The sequence below is a fragment of the Nocardia sp. NPDC059195 genome (assembly GCF_042754695.1).
In the GTDB taxonomy this organism is placed as follows: domain Bacteria; phylum Actinomycetota; class Actinomycetes; order Mycobacteriales; family Mycobacteriaceae; genus Nocardia.
This window is the reverse complement of record NZ_JBHZBG010000022.1, coordinates 26,825-42,898: the sequence shown is the minus strand read 5'-3', so window position 1 is coordinate 42,898 and position 16,074 is coordinate 26,825. Positions and strand designations below refer to the sequence as shown.

Below are 16,074 nucleotides of genomic sequence, written 5' to 3'. Positions count from 1 at the left end.
ACGTGGGGCTCAGCCGAGCCATACGGCCAGCGCGCTCAACGCCGACCATGCCAGCAGGGCCAGTCCCGAATCGCGGAGGGCGGGAATCAGTTCCAGCCCGCCCTTGCCGGTGCGCACGGGGGCGTTGGCCCGGATCGCCAGCGGCAACGCGAGCAGTCCGGCCAGCGCCCACGGCGTGCGCGCGATCAGTGCGAGGCTGATCAGGAACGGCGCCGCGAGCAGCACCACGTGCAGGGTGCGGGTGCGCGCGTCGCCGAGTTTCACCGCGAGCGTGACCTTGCCGGACTCGGTATCGGTGGGAATGTCACGCAGGTTGTTGGCCACCAGCACCGCGCTGGAGAACGCGCCGACGCCGACCGCGAGCAGCAGGCCGACCCAGTCGACCCGCAGGGCCTGCACGTATTGGGTACCGAGCACCGCGATCAACCCGAAGAACACGAATACCGCGATCTCACCGAAACCGCTGTAGCCGTAGGGCTTGCTGCCACCGGTATAGAACCAGGCACCCGCCAGGCACAGTGCTCCGATCAGCACCAACCACCACGCGGTGGTCACGGCCAGCACCAGTCCGGCGACCGCGCCGATCGCCAGGCTGAGCACCGCGGCGGCGCGAACGGCCTTGGGGGAGGCCAGCTTCGAGCCGACCAGCCGCAGCGGCCCGACTCGCACGTCGTCGGTGCCGCGAATGCCGTCGGAGTAGTCATTGGCGTAGTTCACCCCGACGATCAGTGCCACCGAAACCAGCAGCGCCAGAATCGCTTTCCACCAGACGGCGCCGCCGATCGACGCGGCGGCGCCGGTGCCCGCGAGTACCGGCGCGATCGCGTTGGGCAGCGTCCGCGGCCGGGCGCCCTCGATCCATTCCGCTGCTGTAGCCATGGACCGAAGCCTAATCCGACACCGGCGCTCCGCGCTCCTGGAGTCCCTCGCGCACGGCCGGAACGCGGGCGGCGGTGCGACTGGTCGCGGCGTCAGGCCGGGGCGGATTCGGCGATCGTCTTGAGTCGGGCCAGACCCTTGTCGAAGTCCTTGCCGATGAGATTGTCGATCGGGAACACCTTGCCGAGCACGCCCATCAGACCGGAGTGGGTGCCGGTCATCCGCCAGGTCACCTCGGTACCACCGGCAACCGGAGCGAGGGTGAAGGTGACGAAATTGGTGGCTTTGAACGGCTTCTCGAAGCTGAGCTCAACCCCGATCTCGCGTTCGGCGTCGGCTTTGATCTCCATCACGCCCGCGCCGGCTTTGCGGTTGCCACGCCAGGCGTAGCGGGCGCCGATGCCGGATTCCGGGCCGGTGTAGGTACGCGCGAGCTGTGGGTCGGCATCTTCCCACGGCGACCACTGCCGCCACTGGTGGAAGTTGTCGATCAGTGCGTGGATTCGTGCCGGTTCGGCGGCGATGACAGTGTGCCGCGACACCTCGAAATTGCCCATGTGCGTGAGCTTAGGCCGAGGTGGGGACAATTTCCCGGGACGCGTGGACCGTGGTGTCGCCAGTCGGTCGTGGCGCGAACGAGATGGGTGTCGCTGTGCTCGCCTACGATGACTTCCGGCATGTCTGCACAGCACCGCGGCCCCGAAGGGCCGCCATCCGAGGCCCTCTCCGGCGTTGTCGTGGGGGTGCTCGGCGTGATCGCGATCCGCCGCGACGACGCCATGATCGCGCTACCGGGCTCCCGCGCCAGACTGCTGCTCGCCGCTCTCACGGTGCACCCCGGCCGGGCTCGCAGTGCGCAAACGCTGATCGCCGAGGTGTGGGGCGACCAGCCGCCCCGAGCGCCGATGAACGCGCTGCACACCCAGGTCTCGCGACTGCGAGCCTTGCTGCCCGATGGTGCGCTGGAGATCGGCCCCGCCGGCTACCGGCTGACACTGCCGCCCGACACCGTCGACCTCACCGCGGTCACCGCGCTCGCCCGCCACGCCGACGAACACCTGGCCGCGGGAAACACCGCCGACAGCCTCGCCGCGATCACACTGGCCCGCACCCTATGGCGTGGCGAACCGGGCGCCGATCTACCGGACTCCGCCCCCGCCGACGACCTGCGCACGGCCGCCGACGACCTGCGTCGCCACCTCGATCACATCGAACTCACCGCCCACACCACCCAGGGCGACTTCACCGCCGCGATCCCGCTCGCTCGCGCGGCCGCCGCGGCCAACCCATTCGACGAACCCGCCCACACCACCCTGATCCGCCTGCTCGCCACCGCGGGCCGCACGAGCGAAGCCCTCGAAGTCTTCGCCGGCTACCGCCTGCGCCTGATCGAAGAACTCGGCGCCGACCCAGGACCCACCCTCCTCGCCCTCAACACCGCCGTACTGCGCGGAGAACCGATCGAGCTGCCCGGCGGCCGCGCACGACAGCACATCGCCATCAGGAATGACGCCAGCGGGACGGCTGACGGTAGGACAGGGGACGACCAGCCGGGTTGGTCGGGACGCGTCACCGGGAACAATTCCGGTGCGACCGCCGCTTCCGGGTTCGTCGTCGGCGGTGGCAACGGCGTGCGGGGATCGGCGCTCGCCGATGGGCACCATCCGGGAGTCGCACGCAGTGCGTATGCCGCCGAGGCGGACCTGGTCAGCCCACCTGCGAGTACCGCCGATGACACCGTTGCGCGCGCGACAGGCACACCGAACTCCGACGATGCGCAGGCGAGTGGATGGGATCATTCGAACGTACGAGTGCCGACAAGTCACAGCCCGATACCCCGCACCGCCGTCGGCCTGCGCGCCGCGCCCAACGAATTACTAGGGCGTACAGCAGATCTCGAGGCGATCACCGACCTGGCGCACCGCTCCAGGGTGACCACCGTCCTCGGGCCCGGCGGTACCGGCAAGACCAGGGTCGTCAATGCGGTGGGGGAGCGGCTTGCCCTTTCGGTGCCGGTGGTGCTCGTCGAATTGGCCTCGGTGCAGGCCGAATCGGAGGCGGGTGCCGAATCGCGCACCGGCATCGAGGTCGCGATCGGGCAGGTGATGGGTCTGGGCGAGGTGATACGTGACCCGGGTGCCCTCCGACCGGGCAGGCAGATCGATGCGCGGACCCGCCTGCGTGAGGCGCTCGCGGCGCGGCCGATGGTGCTGATTCTGGACAATTGCGAACACGTTATCGATGCGGCGGCCGAGGTGGTCGCCGATCTCGTCGGCAGTTGCGCCCAGCTGACCGTGCTCACCACCAGCCGCTCGCCGCTCGCGATCACCGCCGAATCCGTCTATCCTCTCGCCCCTTTGGCGATCGACGCCGCCGGTTCGCCTGCCACAGAACTGTTCTCGGCCCGCGCTCGGGCCGTGCGCCCTGGCGTGCGGCTCGACCCGGACACCGTGGCACGATTGTGCCGCACCCTCGACGGTCTTCCGTTGGCGATCGAGCTCGCCGCCGCCCGGGTGCGCACGATGAGCGTCGCCGAGATCGAGACCAGGCTAGAACATCGTTTCGCCCTGTTGCGCAGCGGTGATCGGTCCGCGCCGCACCGGCATCGCACACTGCACGCGGTGATCGCCTGGAGCTGGAACCTCCTCGACCCCGAGCAGCAGGTGACGCTGCGCAGGCTGAGTCGCTTCGCGGCCGGGTTCACCTTGTCCGCGGCCGAGATCGTCGCCGCGGGTCCGGATGTGGCCGCCGCGGTCGACGGGCTGGTCGGCCAGTCTCTGCTCACCGTCCTCGACGACCCGGACGGCGCGGGCATTCGCTATCGCATGCTCGAAACGGTCCGTGAGTTCGGTGTCGAACAGATCGCCGCCGTCGACGCGGTGACCGACGGCGCCGAATCCGCGTTGGTGCTCGACAGGATGTTCTGCTGGGCGAGGGAATTCGCGCTGGATTCGTTTCGCCGCTACCGCAGCGGCGAGCAGGTGACATCCGTGCTCGCGGTGACCGCCGACCTGGACAACCTGGTCGCCGTGCTGCGCACCGCCGTCGATCGCGCCGACGCGCACACCGCGTACTCGGTTTTCCCCGTTGTCGCCATGATCTGGGTGATGCGTGGCGCGCATCTGGAATTCACCGGGTGGGCAGTGCGATTGGTCGCCCTGGCGCCGCCGCCACCGTCGTCGGGCGAGGCTGTCGACCTGCAGATGATCGCGCATCTGCTGACCTGCCTGCACATGCTGTTCCTCAAGGACGGTGGTGTCCGTGCGACGGCGATCGTGCGCTCGCGCGCGCGGCGGCTGATGGCGAACCCGGATCTCGATCCGGGCCTTTCGTTCCTCGGTGCCGTGATCACCGTGCAGCCCAAGGAGTTCCGGTTGGGCAGGCTGTTCGCCCGGGGCGCGCGCTCACGTCATCGGCAAGTCCAGATCGCCGCGCTGATAGCGCGCGCCAACTTCTGGGAGAACGGCGGCAACGTCGCAGGCTCGACCCGCGACTCCTTACGCGCGCTCGACAACATGGATCCGGCGGAGGTCTGGGGCATGGCGACGGTGTGCCAGCACCTGGCCCAGCTGTCCGGCCAGTCCGCGCACTATGACGACGCCGTCGATTATTACCGCCGCGCGCTGGAGCTGATGGGCAAGCTCCGCGTACACGAAGAGATCATGGAGAGTCGCTGCTACCTGGCCGCCGCCTTGGTTGGCAGCGGCCGACTCGAGCAGGCGCGCGCCGAACTCGACTTCGCTGTGCGCCCGGATGATTCCGGCGTCAGCCCGGTCGACGACCCCACCGTCCGCCGCAACCACCGGCTGGCGAACGCCGCCACCGCCCTCGCCGAACTCGAACTCGCCGAGGGCGATATCGACGCCGGCCTCGGCCATTACCGGCGCGGGTTGGAGCTACTCGGGTGGCCCGATTTCGAACCGACGCCCGGTCCCGGTTCGATGATGGTCGCGGCGGGCACCGTGAGCGCCCACGTGCTGCACGGCCGGGCGTCCGTTGCCACCGGCCTGGTGACCGAGATGATCGAGACCGCCGATCAACGGCTGGCACAGTACCTAGACCTGCCGCAGATCGGCGCGGTCGCGTGCGCGCTCGGTTCCTACCTGCTCGCTACCGAGAACGGGCGGGCCGACGGTCTCGAACTGCTCACTCTGGCAAGGACATCGATGGCCAGGCAGGACAGTCCGTCGATGGAAGTGGCCGCTCACCTCGCCCTGCATCGGAGCGTGGTGGGTGATGCCGCGATGGATGCCGCGCTGCATCGGGCGGCGGGTACGCGTCGTCTCGACGCCGCGATGCGCATCATCGAGATCATCGCCGGACGGCACTGACACGACAACGGCACCCGATCCAGTGGATCGGATGCCGTTGTGGCAGAGCGGTGTTCAGGCGCGGCGCATGTAGGCCCGCACCGCCAGTGGCGCGAATATCGCGATCACCACGAGCGACCCGACCAGCGACCAGACGAGATCGGCGCCATAACTGTTGGCGTTCATCAGTTCCCGGCAGGCGTTGACCATGTAGTACACCGGGTTGGCGTGGTTGAGCGCCTGCATCCAGCCCGGCATGGTGCTCACCGGGGCGAAGGCGCCGGACATGAACGTCAGCGGGAACATCACCATCATCGAGATGCCCTGCACGGACGCCGCGCTCTTACCGGTGACACCGACCAGCGCCCAGATCCAGCTGACCGCGAACGAGCACACCACGACCACCAGGCAGGCCGCGACCACGCCGACCAGACCGCCGCCCGGCCGGTAGCCGAGGCACAGTCCGACCAGCACGGTCAGCGTCGAGGCGATGGCGTAGCGCACCATATCGGCGAGCAGCGCGCCGGCCAGCGCCGAGATCCGCGCGATGGGCAGCGATTTGAAACGGTCGAACACGCCTTTGTCCATGTCCTCGCGCAGCTGGGTGCCGGTTACTACCGAGGTCAGCACGACGGTTTGGACGAGGATGCCCGGGATGATCACCGGCAGATAATCGGATACGCCACCGGAGATCGCGCCACCGAAGATGTAGGTGAACAGGGCGGTGAACAGGATCGGCTGCACTGTCACGTCGAAGAGCTGTTCGGGATTGTGTTTGATCTTGAGCAGGCCGCGATAGGCCATGGTGAACGAGGTGGAAATCGTCTCGCGCAGGCCGATTCGGTCACTGGCCTGGGGGATGTCGTCGATGGTTTCGGGAGCGGTGAGTACTGCGGTCATGCCGCGCTCCGTTCGGTGTCGTCGGATTCGTCGGCCGGGTGGCCGGTGATGGTGAGGAAGACTTCATCCAGCGTCGGCTTGCTCACCGTGATCTCCTCGACCCCGATCTCCCAGTCGCGCAACCGGATCAGCAGCTCGGCGGTGAGATTCGGGTCGGGCAGCGGCGAGGTGAGCCTGCCCGCTTCGGGGCTGATCTGCGCGCTCACACCGAGGAAGTCGCCGACGATGCGGCGGGCCTCGTCGAGCTGCTCAGGATCGACCAGCGTGAGGTGGACCGATGCGCCGCCGATGGAGGCTTTGAGCTGATCCGCGGTGCCGTCGGCGATCACCTTGCCGTGGTCGATCACCGCGATCCGGTCGGCCAGCTGGTCGGCCTCGTCGAGGTACTGGGTGGTGAGCAGCACCGTCGCGCCGTCGCGGACCAGCCTGCGGATGGTTTCCCACATCTGCGCGCGGGTGCGCGGATCCAGGCCCGTGGTCGGTTCGTCGAGGAAAAGCAGTGGCGGGGTGGAGATGAGGCTGGCGGCCAGGTCCAGGCGCCTGCGCATGCCACCGGAGAAATTCTTGAGCGGCTTGTTCGCCGCCTCGGTGAGGTCGAACTCCTCGAGCAGTTCGACGGCCTTGCGGCGGGCGTCGGGGCGGCTCAGACCGAGCAGCCGGGCGAAGATGATCAGGTTCTCGGTGGCACTGAGCATCTCGTCGACCGAGGCGTACTGGCCGGTGACACCGATCAGGGAGCGCACCGCGTTCGGTTCGGCCACTACGTCGCGGCCGAAGATCCGGGCGCTACCGCCGTCGGGACGGAGCAGGGTGGCCAGCATCTTGATGGTCGTGGTCTTGCCCGCGCCGTTCGGTCCGAGCACGCCGTACACAGCGCCGCGCGGCACCGCCAGGCTCACGCCATCGACCGCCCGCTGTTTCCCGAACACCTTGACCAGCCCGTCCGCCTCGACGGCGAGGGATGAAGTGGGTGTGTAAGTCATGAGCACTACCGTGCCCACCCCCACTTGCACGCCCCTTGCACAGCGCTGTCGGCGCTCGGGATCTCCGCGAACGCGGCCGCGACACCCCTTGCACCGGGCTGTCTTTTCCGTTCTCGGCCGCCTCGATCTGGACTGACCGGAGGGTGTGACGAAGGAGCACCCGGAGGGAGGGAAGATCGAGGCCTCAGGGCCGAGAACACGCGCGCGCCAGCGCGCCGACTACTCAGCCAGCAGGAGCTTGCGCAGGGCGGTGCGGTCGGGCTTGCCGGGGCCGCGGAGCGGGATTTCGGACAAGACGGCCAGCTCACGTGGTGCGGCGATCGAGTCGAGTTCGGCCACCACGTGGGCACGCAGTTCGTCCAGCGTGGGCGCCGTGCCCGGGGCCGGCACGATCGCGACCGCGACCCGCTGACCCAGCCGTTCGTCGGGCAGGCCGAGCACGATGCATTCGCGGATACCGGGGTGGTTGGCCAGCACCGCCTCCACCACCTGCGGAATCACCAGCAGCCCACCGGTCATGATCGCCTCGTCGAGACGCCCCGAAATCGAGAGCACACCGTCTTCGAAGGAGCCGGCGTCCTCGGTCCGGAACCAGCCGGGCTCGGCGAAGGCCGGATGGTCGGGCAGATTGCGGTAGCCGCGCGCGATCATCGCACCGCCGAGGATGACGCGACCGTCCTCGATCCGCACCTCGGTGCCATCGAGCGGCACACCCTCGTAGACGCACCCACCGCAGGTCTCGCTCATCCCGTACGTCCGCACAACGGTGATACCGAGGTCACGCGCCCGGTCGAGGACGGGCGCGGGCGTGGCAGCACCGCCGACCAGCACACCGTCGAGTTCGGCCAGTGCCTTGGCCGCCACCGGCGAATCCAGCGACTTGATCAGCTGCGTCGGGACCAGCGCGGTGTAGCGGCGCGGCCCACGCATCGCGCCGACGGCCCCGGCCAGTGCCTCGGGCAGGAACCCGCCCGACACGTCGAGCACTGTCGGCTCGGTGCCTGCCAGGATGCTGCGCAGCAACACCTGGATGCCGGCGATGTGATGGGTCGGCAGAGCCAGCAGCCAGCTACCCGGCCCGCCGAGTCGGTCGTGGGTGGCATTGCCGCTGGCGCGCAGAGCCTCGGCGCCGAGGAGCGCGCCCTTGGGGATACCGGTGGTGCCCGAGGTCGTCACGACCAGTGCGACATCGTCATCGATCGGATCACCCGGCTTGAGCGCGTCCGAAAGCCTGCGTGCCTCCCGCCGATCGGTGGTCGGGATCGGCAACCACGCCGGTCCGCTGCCGTCGAGCGCTTGGCGCAGGTGGGGCATCACTTCGCTGACCCCGGAACCGGTCGGCATCTGCAGCGTCCGCAGTGTTCGACTCACGCCGTGGCCTCGCTGGCGCTCAGCTGCGGCGTGCGCCTCGCACGCTGGCACATGATTCGCTCGCTGCGCTTCCTCATGCCACCACCTCCGCCAAACAGCTCGCCGCGCGCCCTCACGGCTTCGATCGTGTCATGCGACCGGCAAGACCCAGCCAACGGGTCGGTTTGCCGGGAAACGGGTCGGGAAAGCCAAACATAGCGACTGCGATTCAGTAGAAGGACACTCGTACTGCGTTCCGGACGGCGTCGGTCGGGCGCTTGCTCGCAGCTATCGTGCGCGGCCGAGCCGCCATCGGCAACTCGGCTCGGCCGCGGGCACTGCTCTCTCACTCCGGCGACCAGCGCGAATCCCGCCGGATCGGATGTTCGGCGGGAACCTGAACCAGCACGATCGCGACCCCGTCCGGGTCGCGCACCCACATCTCCCACAGACCCCATGGTTCGAGCACGGGCTGGCGCTCGATCGCAATTCCCTTCAGCGACAACTCCGCCGCCGCGTCCTCGACATCGCGAACCTGCAACCAGATCGCGCCGTCGAAGCTGCCGGAGTGCCCGCTGCCACCGTGCGCGGCGACCTCCAGCAGCGACTGCCCGGCGAAGAACACCGTGCCGCCCGGGTACTCCCGTGCGATCGCCAAGCCGAGGCCGTCGCGGTAGAACGCCAGCGTGCGCCCGTAGTCGCTGGGACGCACGATAATCCGGCTGTTGAGAATTTCCATGGGGTGTCCGTTCTCAGAAGTACCAGGGGTAGGGCGTCCAATCGGGCTTGCGCTTCTCCAAGAACGAGTCTCGCCCCTCGACCGCTTCGTCGGTCATGTACGCCAGGCGGGTCGCCTCGCCCGCGAACAGCTGCTGACCGACCAGACCATCGTCGAGCAGGTTGAACGCGTACTTCAGCATGCGCTGCGCCTGCGGCGATTTGCCGTTGATGTCGGCGGTCCACTCCAGCGCGACGTTCTCCAGCTCGTCATGGTCGACGACCTTGTTCACCGCACCCATCTGGTGCATCTCCTCGGCCGTGTACGGCCTGCCGAGGAAGAAGATCTCGCGCGCGAACTTCTGGCCCACCATCTTCGCCAGATACGCGCTGCCGTAACCGCCGTCGAACGAGCCGACGTCGGCATCGGTCTGCTTGAACCGCGCGTGCTCGCGCGAGGCGAGCGTCAGATCGCAGACCACGTGCAGACTGTGCCCACCACCCGCCGCCCAGCCGTTGACCAGCGCGATCACCACCTTGGGCATGAAGCGGATCAGCCGCTGCACCTCGAGGATGTGCAGTCGGCCCGCGCGCGCCGCGTCGACCGTGTCGGCGGTCTCGCCATCGGCGTACTGGTAGCCGTTGCGGCCGCGAATGCGCTGATCACCACCGGAACAGAACGCCCAGCCACCGTCCTTCTCGCTCGGACCGTTGCCGGTGAGCAGTACCGCGCCCACATCGGGGCTCATCCGCGCGTGATCGAGCGCGCGGTACAGCTCGTCGACGGTGTGCGGGCGGAACGCGTTGCGGACCTCGGGCCGGTCGAACGCGACCCGCACCGTGCCCTGCTCGATATGCCGGTGATAGGTGATGTCGGTCAGGTCCTCGAACCCGGGGACGGGCTGCCACAGCTTCGGATCGAAAGTCACGAACACGATTATTGCCCTACTGGACGGCAGCTCGGTACAAGGTCGTAACACCGCAGCTCGAGCGGTCGCCGCATACTCTGAGCACCCGATGCGTATAGTTGCGCCTGCTCGTACATCGAACCGATCCGGAGGAACCTGAAAGTGGTTGCAGCACTGTCTGAATCCCTGCTCGACGACGCCAAGCGTCCGGCTTTCCTTGCTGACGCCGTCGAGGTGCTCGACGCCGAGGTCTCGGACAAAGGTGGTGCGTCCGGCCTGGCCGTGAAGGGTGGCTACGCGGCGGTCAAGAAGATCAGCCCGACCATCGTTCCCGACGGCCTCACGTCGCTGGCGCCGAAACTGCTCGATCAGCTCCAGCCGTACTGGGCGGAGTTCACCACCTCCGGCACCGGCACCTTCGCCGATCTGCTGGCTGCGAAGTCCGATCAGGTCGCCGAGTCGCTGCTGGCCGTCACCGACGCCCGCGCCGAGTCGTCCACCCGGCCGGCACTGAAGAAGGTGTATTCGTCGATGCGTGGCTCTGCCAAGAAGCACGTCATCGAGGCACTGCCGCGCGTGGGCGATCTGGTGCAGAAGCACGCGGGCTGAGCGGTATGGCGGGGTAGCCCCCGCCGCGATCGTGTGATCGAGGCCGGTGCGAGTTCGGGTAACCGAACCGCACCGGCCTTTTCGCGTTCACAGGTGACCACCCTCACGTAACGGGGGTATGCGGTGGCGGCGGACACATCGATTCCCGGTCGGCGGCATATTCCGCGACGGTCTGTGTGAGAAATATTACCGCCCGGATGAACTCCAGGATAATTGCGGGTTGCCACGAATTCGACAAGAGCGCGCGAATAATCTGTGCGATTGACAAGTGCCCTGCCTCATAGGTTACGTTGCCGATCAAGCGATTCGGAATACGAATTGTTTTGAATGACTGCATTGCACAGGTCGAAAGGAAGTTTGCTCACATGATGTCTCGCAAGACCCTCGCCGCCACCGGTGCTGCCGCTGCCGCCGCTGTCATGTTCTTCGGTCCCGTCGCCATCGCGGGCGCCGACACCGGCTCCGCCGACGCCGCCACGGGCTCGGCTGACGTGCTGACCGGCTCGTCCGCGGGTTCGGGTGTGCTCGAGTCGGGCAGTGCCGCGGTCGACAGCGCTACCTCCGCCGTCCTCAACATCATCGAGTCTGTCACGGGTATCAAGGATCTCACCGCGCCCGCGGAGTGAGCTGAATATTCGTTCGACCAGCCTTTTGTCGGGTCGGTTGAAATTCCGGCGGCGAGCCAGCGGCTCGTCGCCGGATTTCTTTCTTTTGTTGTTCTCTTTGCGATTTCATGAATATCGGCCGCCCCCGTCTATGAATTGCTGTTCATCTCGTCCTCGGCTCTGCGGTAATTGGTCGTATGGCCGAATTCCGGTGCGTTGCGCGCACTCGGTGACGTAGGCAACGCGGGCCGGGGGCAGACGGGTGCGTGCCGGTCTGACAGGCTGTGATTGTGAATCCGTCTACTGCGCAGGCACGAGTGGTCGTCGACGAGCTCGTCCGCGGCGGCGTCCGCGAGGTGGTGCTGTGTCCCGGATCGCGTAACGCGCCACTGGCCTTCGCGCTGCAGGCGGCGGACGCGGCCGGGGAGCTTCGGCTGCATATGCGCGTCGACGAGCGCACCGCGGGATTTCTGGCGATCGGTCTCGCGGTGTCGTCGGGGCGGCCGGTCCCGGTCGTGATGACCTCCGGCACCGCGGTGGCGAATCTGGGTCCGGCTGTGCTGGAGGCCAACTACGCGCGGGTGCCGCTGATCGTCGTCAGCGCGAACCGGCCCTACGAGATGCTCGGCACCGGCGCCAATCAGACGGTCGAACAGCTCGGGCTGTTCGGTTCTCAGGTGCGCGCCACGATCAGCCTCGGGCTGGCCGAAGCCGAGGCGGGAGAGTCGGCCTACCCGCGACAGAACAGTGTGTGGCGCTCGTCGGTATGCCGGGTGCTCGCCGCCGCGCGCGGAACCCGTTCCGGCAACGCGGGTCCTGTGCAGTTCGACATCCCGCTGCGTGAACCGCTGGTCCCCGAGCTGTCCGACGATCCGCTGCCCGTCGGTCGCGAGGGTGAACGACCGTGGACGGCAACCCAGTACGCCACTCTCGACGTGCCGCTCGACATCGACCTCACGCCCGACACCGTCGTCATTTCCGGCCACGGCGCGCGGCTGCTGCCCGAACTCGCCGCGCTGCCGACGGTGGCCGAGCCGACCGCACCGATGCACGGGCCCGCCCTGCATCCGCTCGCGCTCTCGCTGCTGAAGCCGACCCAGGCGATCATCACCGGCCGCCCGACCCTGCACCGGCAGGTTTCGCGGGTGCTGGCCGATCCGGACGTCACCGTGTTCGCGCTCACCACCGGTCCGCGCTGGCCCGATGTCTCCGGCAATGTCGTCGGCACCGGCACTCGCGCGGTGACCACCGGCGCACCCGGTCCCGCCTGGCTGGCGCGCTGCGCAGCACTGAACCAACAGGCCGAATCGGTGGTGCGGGCCGAGCTGGCGGCGCATCCGAAGGCGACCGGTCTGCACGTCGCGGCCGTGGTCATGGACGCGTTGCGTGACGGCGATCAACTGCTGCTCGGCGCGTCGAACCCGGTGCGTGACGCCGCCCTGGTGTCGCATCCGCGGCCGGGTATCCGGGTGCTGTCCAACCGCGGTGTCGCCGGTATCGACGGCACCGTCTCCGGTGCCGTGGGTGCCGCCCTGGCGCATCCGGGCCGCACCGTGGCGATGATGGGTGACCTCACTTTCCTGCACGACGCGTCCGGCCTGCTGATCGGGCGTGGCGAACCACGGCCGGACAACCTCACGATCGTGGTGGCCAACGACGACGGCGGTGGCATCTTCGAGCTGCTCGAACAGGGCGATCCGCAGTACGCGGGCGTGTTCGAGCGGGTGTTCGGCACACCGCACGGCATGGATCTGGCCGCGCTGTGTGCCGCCTACCGGATCCCGCACCGTCAGGTCGATCCCGACGAATTGGCCGTGGAACTGGTCGCCGACGCGCACGGTCTGCGGGTGCTCGAGGTCGCGACCGAGCGTTCCAGCCTGCGTGAACTGCACGCGGGTCTGCGGGCGAAGATCGCCGGATAGGCGTACCTCCGCCTTCGCCCCGGCCTACTCCGCGTTGGTGAACCCCTCGCTGCCCTCGTCGAAGGGCACGGGGATGGTCTGTTCGATCACGTCCGCCGGATTCGCGGTGTCGGCGTCTCGGGCGATCTTGGCCGCCATCTCGTCGGTGTACTCGGCGGCATCGAAGTAGGCCGGATCGTCGGGGTCGTCATCGCGGAAGGCGGACTGTTCCTGCTCGACGCGATCGGCCTCGGGGACCTCGTCCCGTGTTCGAGCCATTTCTTTGTCGATCATCGGTGCTCCTCGTTCGTCGGCCTGCTCGATCGGTTGAGCCTCAGACGTGATGTGGACGCTGATCGGGTCCTGCGCTGTCCAGCGTGCGCCGATCCGGTGCGCGCGGCAACCAGCACCGATGACTTTCCGGCGACGGGGTCGTCTGCATGAGTGCAGCCACCTGCCATCGACGAGGAGCTCTCATGGAACCGCAATTCGATTTCGAACCCGCCGCTCGGTCACTTGCCGCGGTCGTCGACGGCATCACCGACGATCAGCTCGCCGACCCGACGCCGTGTGCCGAGTCCACGGTGCGCGATCTGCTCGCCCACGTGGTCGGGCTGACCGAGGCTTTCCGGCAGGCCGCGACCAAGGAGTCGGTCGGTCGGTCCGCGCCGCCACCGGCCGGTTCCGACAGCCCGCTGCCCGATGACTGGCGCACCCGCATCGCCGGGCAACTCGAGACATTGACGTCGGTGTGGCGGGTGGCCGAGGCATGGGACGGCGATACCGAGGCCGGCGGGGTCGAACTGCCTGCCGCGGTCATGGCGATCGTCGCGCTCGACGAGATCACCATCCACGCGTGGGATCTCGCCGTCGCGACGGGACAGCAGTTGACCGTCGCCCCCGCGGACCTGGCGATCCTGCACGAGTTCCTGCGCGAAACCGACCCCGCGGGCACCCCCGGCTTGTTCGGCCCGGTCGTCGAGATCCCGGCTGACGCACCGGCATTGGATCGACTGCTCGGTCTCACCGGTCGCGACCCCTCCTGGCGCTCCGCCGCGGTCGCGTCGAACCCTGGGGCGTGACGCCGACTTTCCGATACCGGCGCTGAGCCGGTGCGGCCCCGGGCGAGCGAACTCGTCAGGTGGTCACGCCGCTGACGTCGGTGGGCGTGATGACGAACGTTCCCGCGGCGGTGGCGATGGTGGCGGCTCTGGCCGAGCGGTCGGCGATGTCGTCGTCGATGGGATCGCCGCTGGCCAGTAGTCGGTAGTAGAGCGGTGCGGAGACGGCGGAGAGGACGGCGCGCGGGTCGGTGCCGGCGGGCGCCTCGCCACGGATGACGGCCTCTTCCACACATGGTGCCCATTCGTTGAGGCGGGTGTCGTAGAAGGTGTGCAGCGCTGCGGCGGTGGCATCGTCGCAGGTGGCGGCGGCGATGACGGCGCGGAAGAGGTTGCTCTGGCGACCGTCGGCGAGAGTCTTCGCGACCAGGCGGGCGTTGGCTGTCAGGTCGTCGAGCAGTGAGCCGGTGTCGGCGCGGGGCAGCGACTGTTCGGCCATGTCGACGAGCAGGTCGGCGACCAAGCCGGCTGGGGTGCGCCAGCGGCGGTAGACGGTGGTTTTACCGACCCCGGCACCGGTGGCGACCTCGGTCAGATCGAGATGCGCGAATCCGCGGTCCGCCAGCAGATCACCGGCCACTTCCAGAACGGACTCGCGTACCCGGGCGGTGCGCCCACCAGGGCGAACAGAGCCAGGCCAAGCGATATCGTGATCCATAACGGAACTCCTGTTTCATTTAGTGCGGATCGGGTGTACTGTCGACCGTGTTAACGAAACTATAGACCCTTTAGGAGCTCTCATGGAATACCGGCGGCTCGGCGCATCTGGTCTTCTCGTTCCGGCACTCGGCTTCGGCGCAGGTACCTTCGGCGGCCGTGGTGCGCTGTTCAGCGCATGGGGCGATACCGATGCCGCGCAGGCCAGGCGCTTGATCGACATCAGCCTGGAGGCCGGTGTCACGCTGTTCGACACGGCCGATGTCTATTCCGACGGCGCGTCGGAGGAGGTACTCGGCGCGGCGATCAAGGGCAGGCGCGAGCAGGTGCTGCTGTCGACGAAATCGGCGCTCCCCACCGGCCCCGGTCCGCACGAGGCGGGCTCTAGCCGCGCCAGGCTGATCCGTGCCGTCGACGCTTCGCTGCGCCGCCTCGGCACCGACTACCTCGACCTGTTCCAGCTACACGCCTTCGATGCGGGCACCCCGCTGGCGGAAACCCTCACGGCCCTGGACGATCTCGTGCGGGCAGGCAAGATCCGCTACCTCGGCGTCTCCAACTTCGCCGGCTGGGAGTTGATGAAAACGCTCGCCACCGCCGAGGCGCTCGGCCTGGAAAAGCCGGTGGCGCACCAGGTCTATTACTCGCTGGTCGGTCGCGACTACGAATGGGAGCTGATGCCGCTCGGCGCCGATCAGGGCGTCGGCTCCATCATCTGGAGCCCGCTCGGCTGGGGCAGGCTCACCGGCAAAGTCCGTCGCGGACAACCGCTTCCAGCGGGCAGCCGCCTGCACGAGACGGCGCAGGCAGGCCCGCCCGTCGACGATGAACGACTCTACGACGTTGTCGATGTGCTCGATCGTATCGCCGCCGAAACGGGCCGCAGCGTCCCGCAGATCTCCCTGAACTGGCTGCTCACCCGGCCCACCGTTGCCACTGTCTTGATCGGCGCCCGCAACGAGGAGCAGTTACGCCAGAACCTGGGCGCCGTCGGCTGGCAACTCGACCCCGAACATGTCGCCGCTCTCGATGCCGCGAGCGCGACCACACCGCCGTACCCCTACTACCCGTACCATCGGCTGCCCGACTTCGCCCGGCTCAACCCGCCGGCGATCCGCGCGGCCTGATCGAGCA

15 protein-coding genes are annotated in these 16,074 nt (G+C 68.2%); 6 read left to right on the top strand and 9 right to left on the bottom strand.

Annotated elements, in window-relative coordinates:
- Window positions 1-9 precede the first annotated feature (9 nt).
- On the bottom strand, window positions 10-879 hold the full coding sequence (locus ACFXKN_RS24390; protein ID WP_379433904.1) for a 1,4-dihydroxy-2-naphthoate polyprenyltransferase: 870 nt from the start codon (window positions 877-879) through the stop codon (window positions 10-12).
- Between the two features lie 92 nt (window positions 880-971).
- The gene (locus tag ACFXKN_RS24385) at window positions 972-1,436 is read right to left on the bottom strand and encodes an SRPBCC family protein (protein WP_379433903.1); all 465 of its coding nucleotides are present in this window, start codon (window positions 1,434-1,436) and stop codon (window positions 972-974) included.
- A 120-nt stretch (window positions 1,437-1,556) separates the two neighbouring features.
- On the opposite strand from ACFXKN_RS24385, the gene ACFXKN_RS24380 reads away from it, so the two are divergent.
- Window positions 1,557-5,210 (top strand): BTAD domain-containing putative transcriptional regulator, encoded by a 3,654-nt coding sequence (locus ACFXKN_RS24380; RefSeq protein ID WP_379433902.1) that lies wholly within the window; start codon window positions 1,557-1,559, stop codon window positions 5,208-5,210.
- A 54-nt stretch (window positions 5,211-5,264) separates the two neighbouring features.
- Here ACFXKN_RS24380 and ACFXKN_RS24375 read toward each other — a convergent pair whose 3' ends face one another.
- The 5 genes from ACFXKN_RS24375 to ACFXKN_RS24355 all read right to left on the bottom strand — a co-directional run bounded on the left by ACFXKN_RS24375 (window position 5,265) and on the right by ACFXKN_RS24355 (window position 10,068).
- Window positions 5,265-6,089, bottom strand: coding sequence for an ABC transporter permease (locus tag ACFXKN_RS24375; protein ID WP_378941162.1), 825 nt, complete (start codon window positions 6,087-6,089; stop codon window positions 5,265-5,267).
- Window positions 6,086-7,072 (bottom strand): ATP-binding cassette domain-containing protein, encoded by a 987-nt coding sequence (locus ACFXKN_RS24370; RefSeq protein WP_379433901.1) that lies wholly within the window; start codon window positions 7,070-7,072, stop codon window positions 6,086-6,088. Before ACFXKN_RS24370 ends, ACFXKN_RS24375 begins: the two co-directional genes overlap by 4 nt.
- A gap of 219 nt (window positions 7,073-7,291) precedes the next feature.
- Entirely contained in the window at window positions 7,292-8,416 is a 1,125-nt protein-coding gene (menE, locus tag ACFXKN_RS24365) for an o-succinylbenzoate--CoA ligase (protein ID WP_379433931.1), read from the bottom strand.
- 352 nt (window positions 8,417-8,768) lie between these two features.
- Complete coding sequence (locus tag ACFXKN_RS24360) at window positions 8,769-9,161, bottom strand: VOC family protein (RefSeq protein ID WP_378941158.1); 393 nt, start codon at window positions 9,159-9,161, stop codon at window positions 8,769-8,771.
- Between the two features lie 13 nt (window positions 9,162-9,174).
- Complete coding sequence (locus ACFXKN_RS24355; RefSeq protein WP_056816187.1) at window positions 9,175-10,068, bottom strand: 1,4-dihydroxy-2-naphthoyl-CoA synthase; 894 nt, start codon at window positions 10,066-10,068, stop codon at window positions 9,175-9,177.
- Between the two features lie 141 nt (window positions 10,069-10,209).
- Between ACFXKN_RS24355 and ACFXKN_RS24350 the strand changes: the two genes are divergently transcribed.
- The 3 genes from ACFXKN_RS24350 to menD all read left to right on the top strand — a co-directional run bounded on the left by ACFXKN_RS24350 (window position 10,210) and on the right by menD (window position 13,183).
- A complete protein-coding gene (locus ACFXKN_RS24350; protein WP_378941156.1) occupies window positions 10,210-10,656 on the top strand; it encodes a DUF6918 family protein in 447 nt (148 codons plus the stop codon).
- A 365-nt stretch (window positions 10,657-11,021) separates the two neighbouring features.
- Complete coding sequence (locus tag ACFXKN_RS24345; protein WP_378941154.1) at window positions 11,022-11,282, top strand: hypothetical protein; 261 nt, start codon at window positions 11,022-11,024, stop codon at window positions 11,280-11,282.
- A 269-nt stretch (window positions 11,283-11,551) separates the two neighbouring features.
- Window positions 11,552-13,183, top strand: coding sequence for a 2-succinyl-5-enolpyruvyl-6-hydroxy-3-cyclohexene-1-carboxylic-acid synthase (gene menD, locus ACFXKN_RS24340; RefSeq protein WP_379433900.1), 1,632 nt, complete (start codon window positions 11,552-11,554; stop codon window positions 13,181-13,183).
- Between the two features lie 24 nt (window positions 13,184-13,207).
- On the opposite strand, the gene ACFXKN_RS24335 is transcribed toward menD, so the two are convergent.
- Window positions 13,208-13,456 (bottom strand): hypothetical protein, encoded by a 249-nt coding sequence (locus ACFXKN_RS24335; RefSeq protein WP_379433899.1) that lies wholly within the window; start codon window positions 13,454-13,456, stop codon window positions 13,208-13,210.
- Between the two features lie 182 nt (window positions 13,457-13,638).
- On the opposite strand from ACFXKN_RS24335, the gene ACFXKN_RS24330 reads away from it, so the two are divergent.
- The gene (locus ACFXKN_RS24330) at window positions 13,639-14,244 is read left to right on the top strand and encodes a TIGR03086 family metal-binding protein (RefSeq protein WP_379433898.1); all 606 of its coding nucleotides are present in this window, start codon (window positions 13,639-13,641) and stop codon (window positions 14,242-14,244) included.
- A gap of 55 nt (window positions 14,245-14,299) precedes the next feature.
- Here the strand turns inward: ACFXKN_RS24330 and ACFXKN_RS24325 are convergent, their stop codons facing one another.
- Window positions 14,300-14,941, bottom strand: a complete 642-nt coding sequence (locus tag ACFXKN_RS24325; protein WP_379433897.1) for a TetR/AcrR family transcriptional regulator C-terminal ligand-binding domain-containing protein — start codon at window positions 14,939-14,941, stop codon at window positions 14,300-14,302.
- Between the two features lie 82 nt (window positions 14,942-15,023).
- On the opposite strand from ACFXKN_RS24325, the gene ACFXKN_RS24320 reads away from it, so the two are divergent.
- Window positions 15,024-16,067 carry an aldo/keto reductase gene (locus ACFXKN_RS24320; protein ID WP_379433896.1) on the top strand — a complete coding sequence of 348 codons (1,044 nt, stop codon included), beginning with the start codon at window positions 15,024-15,026 and terminating at the stop codon, window positions 16,065-16,067.
- Window positions 16,068-16,074 lie beyond the last annotated feature (7 nt).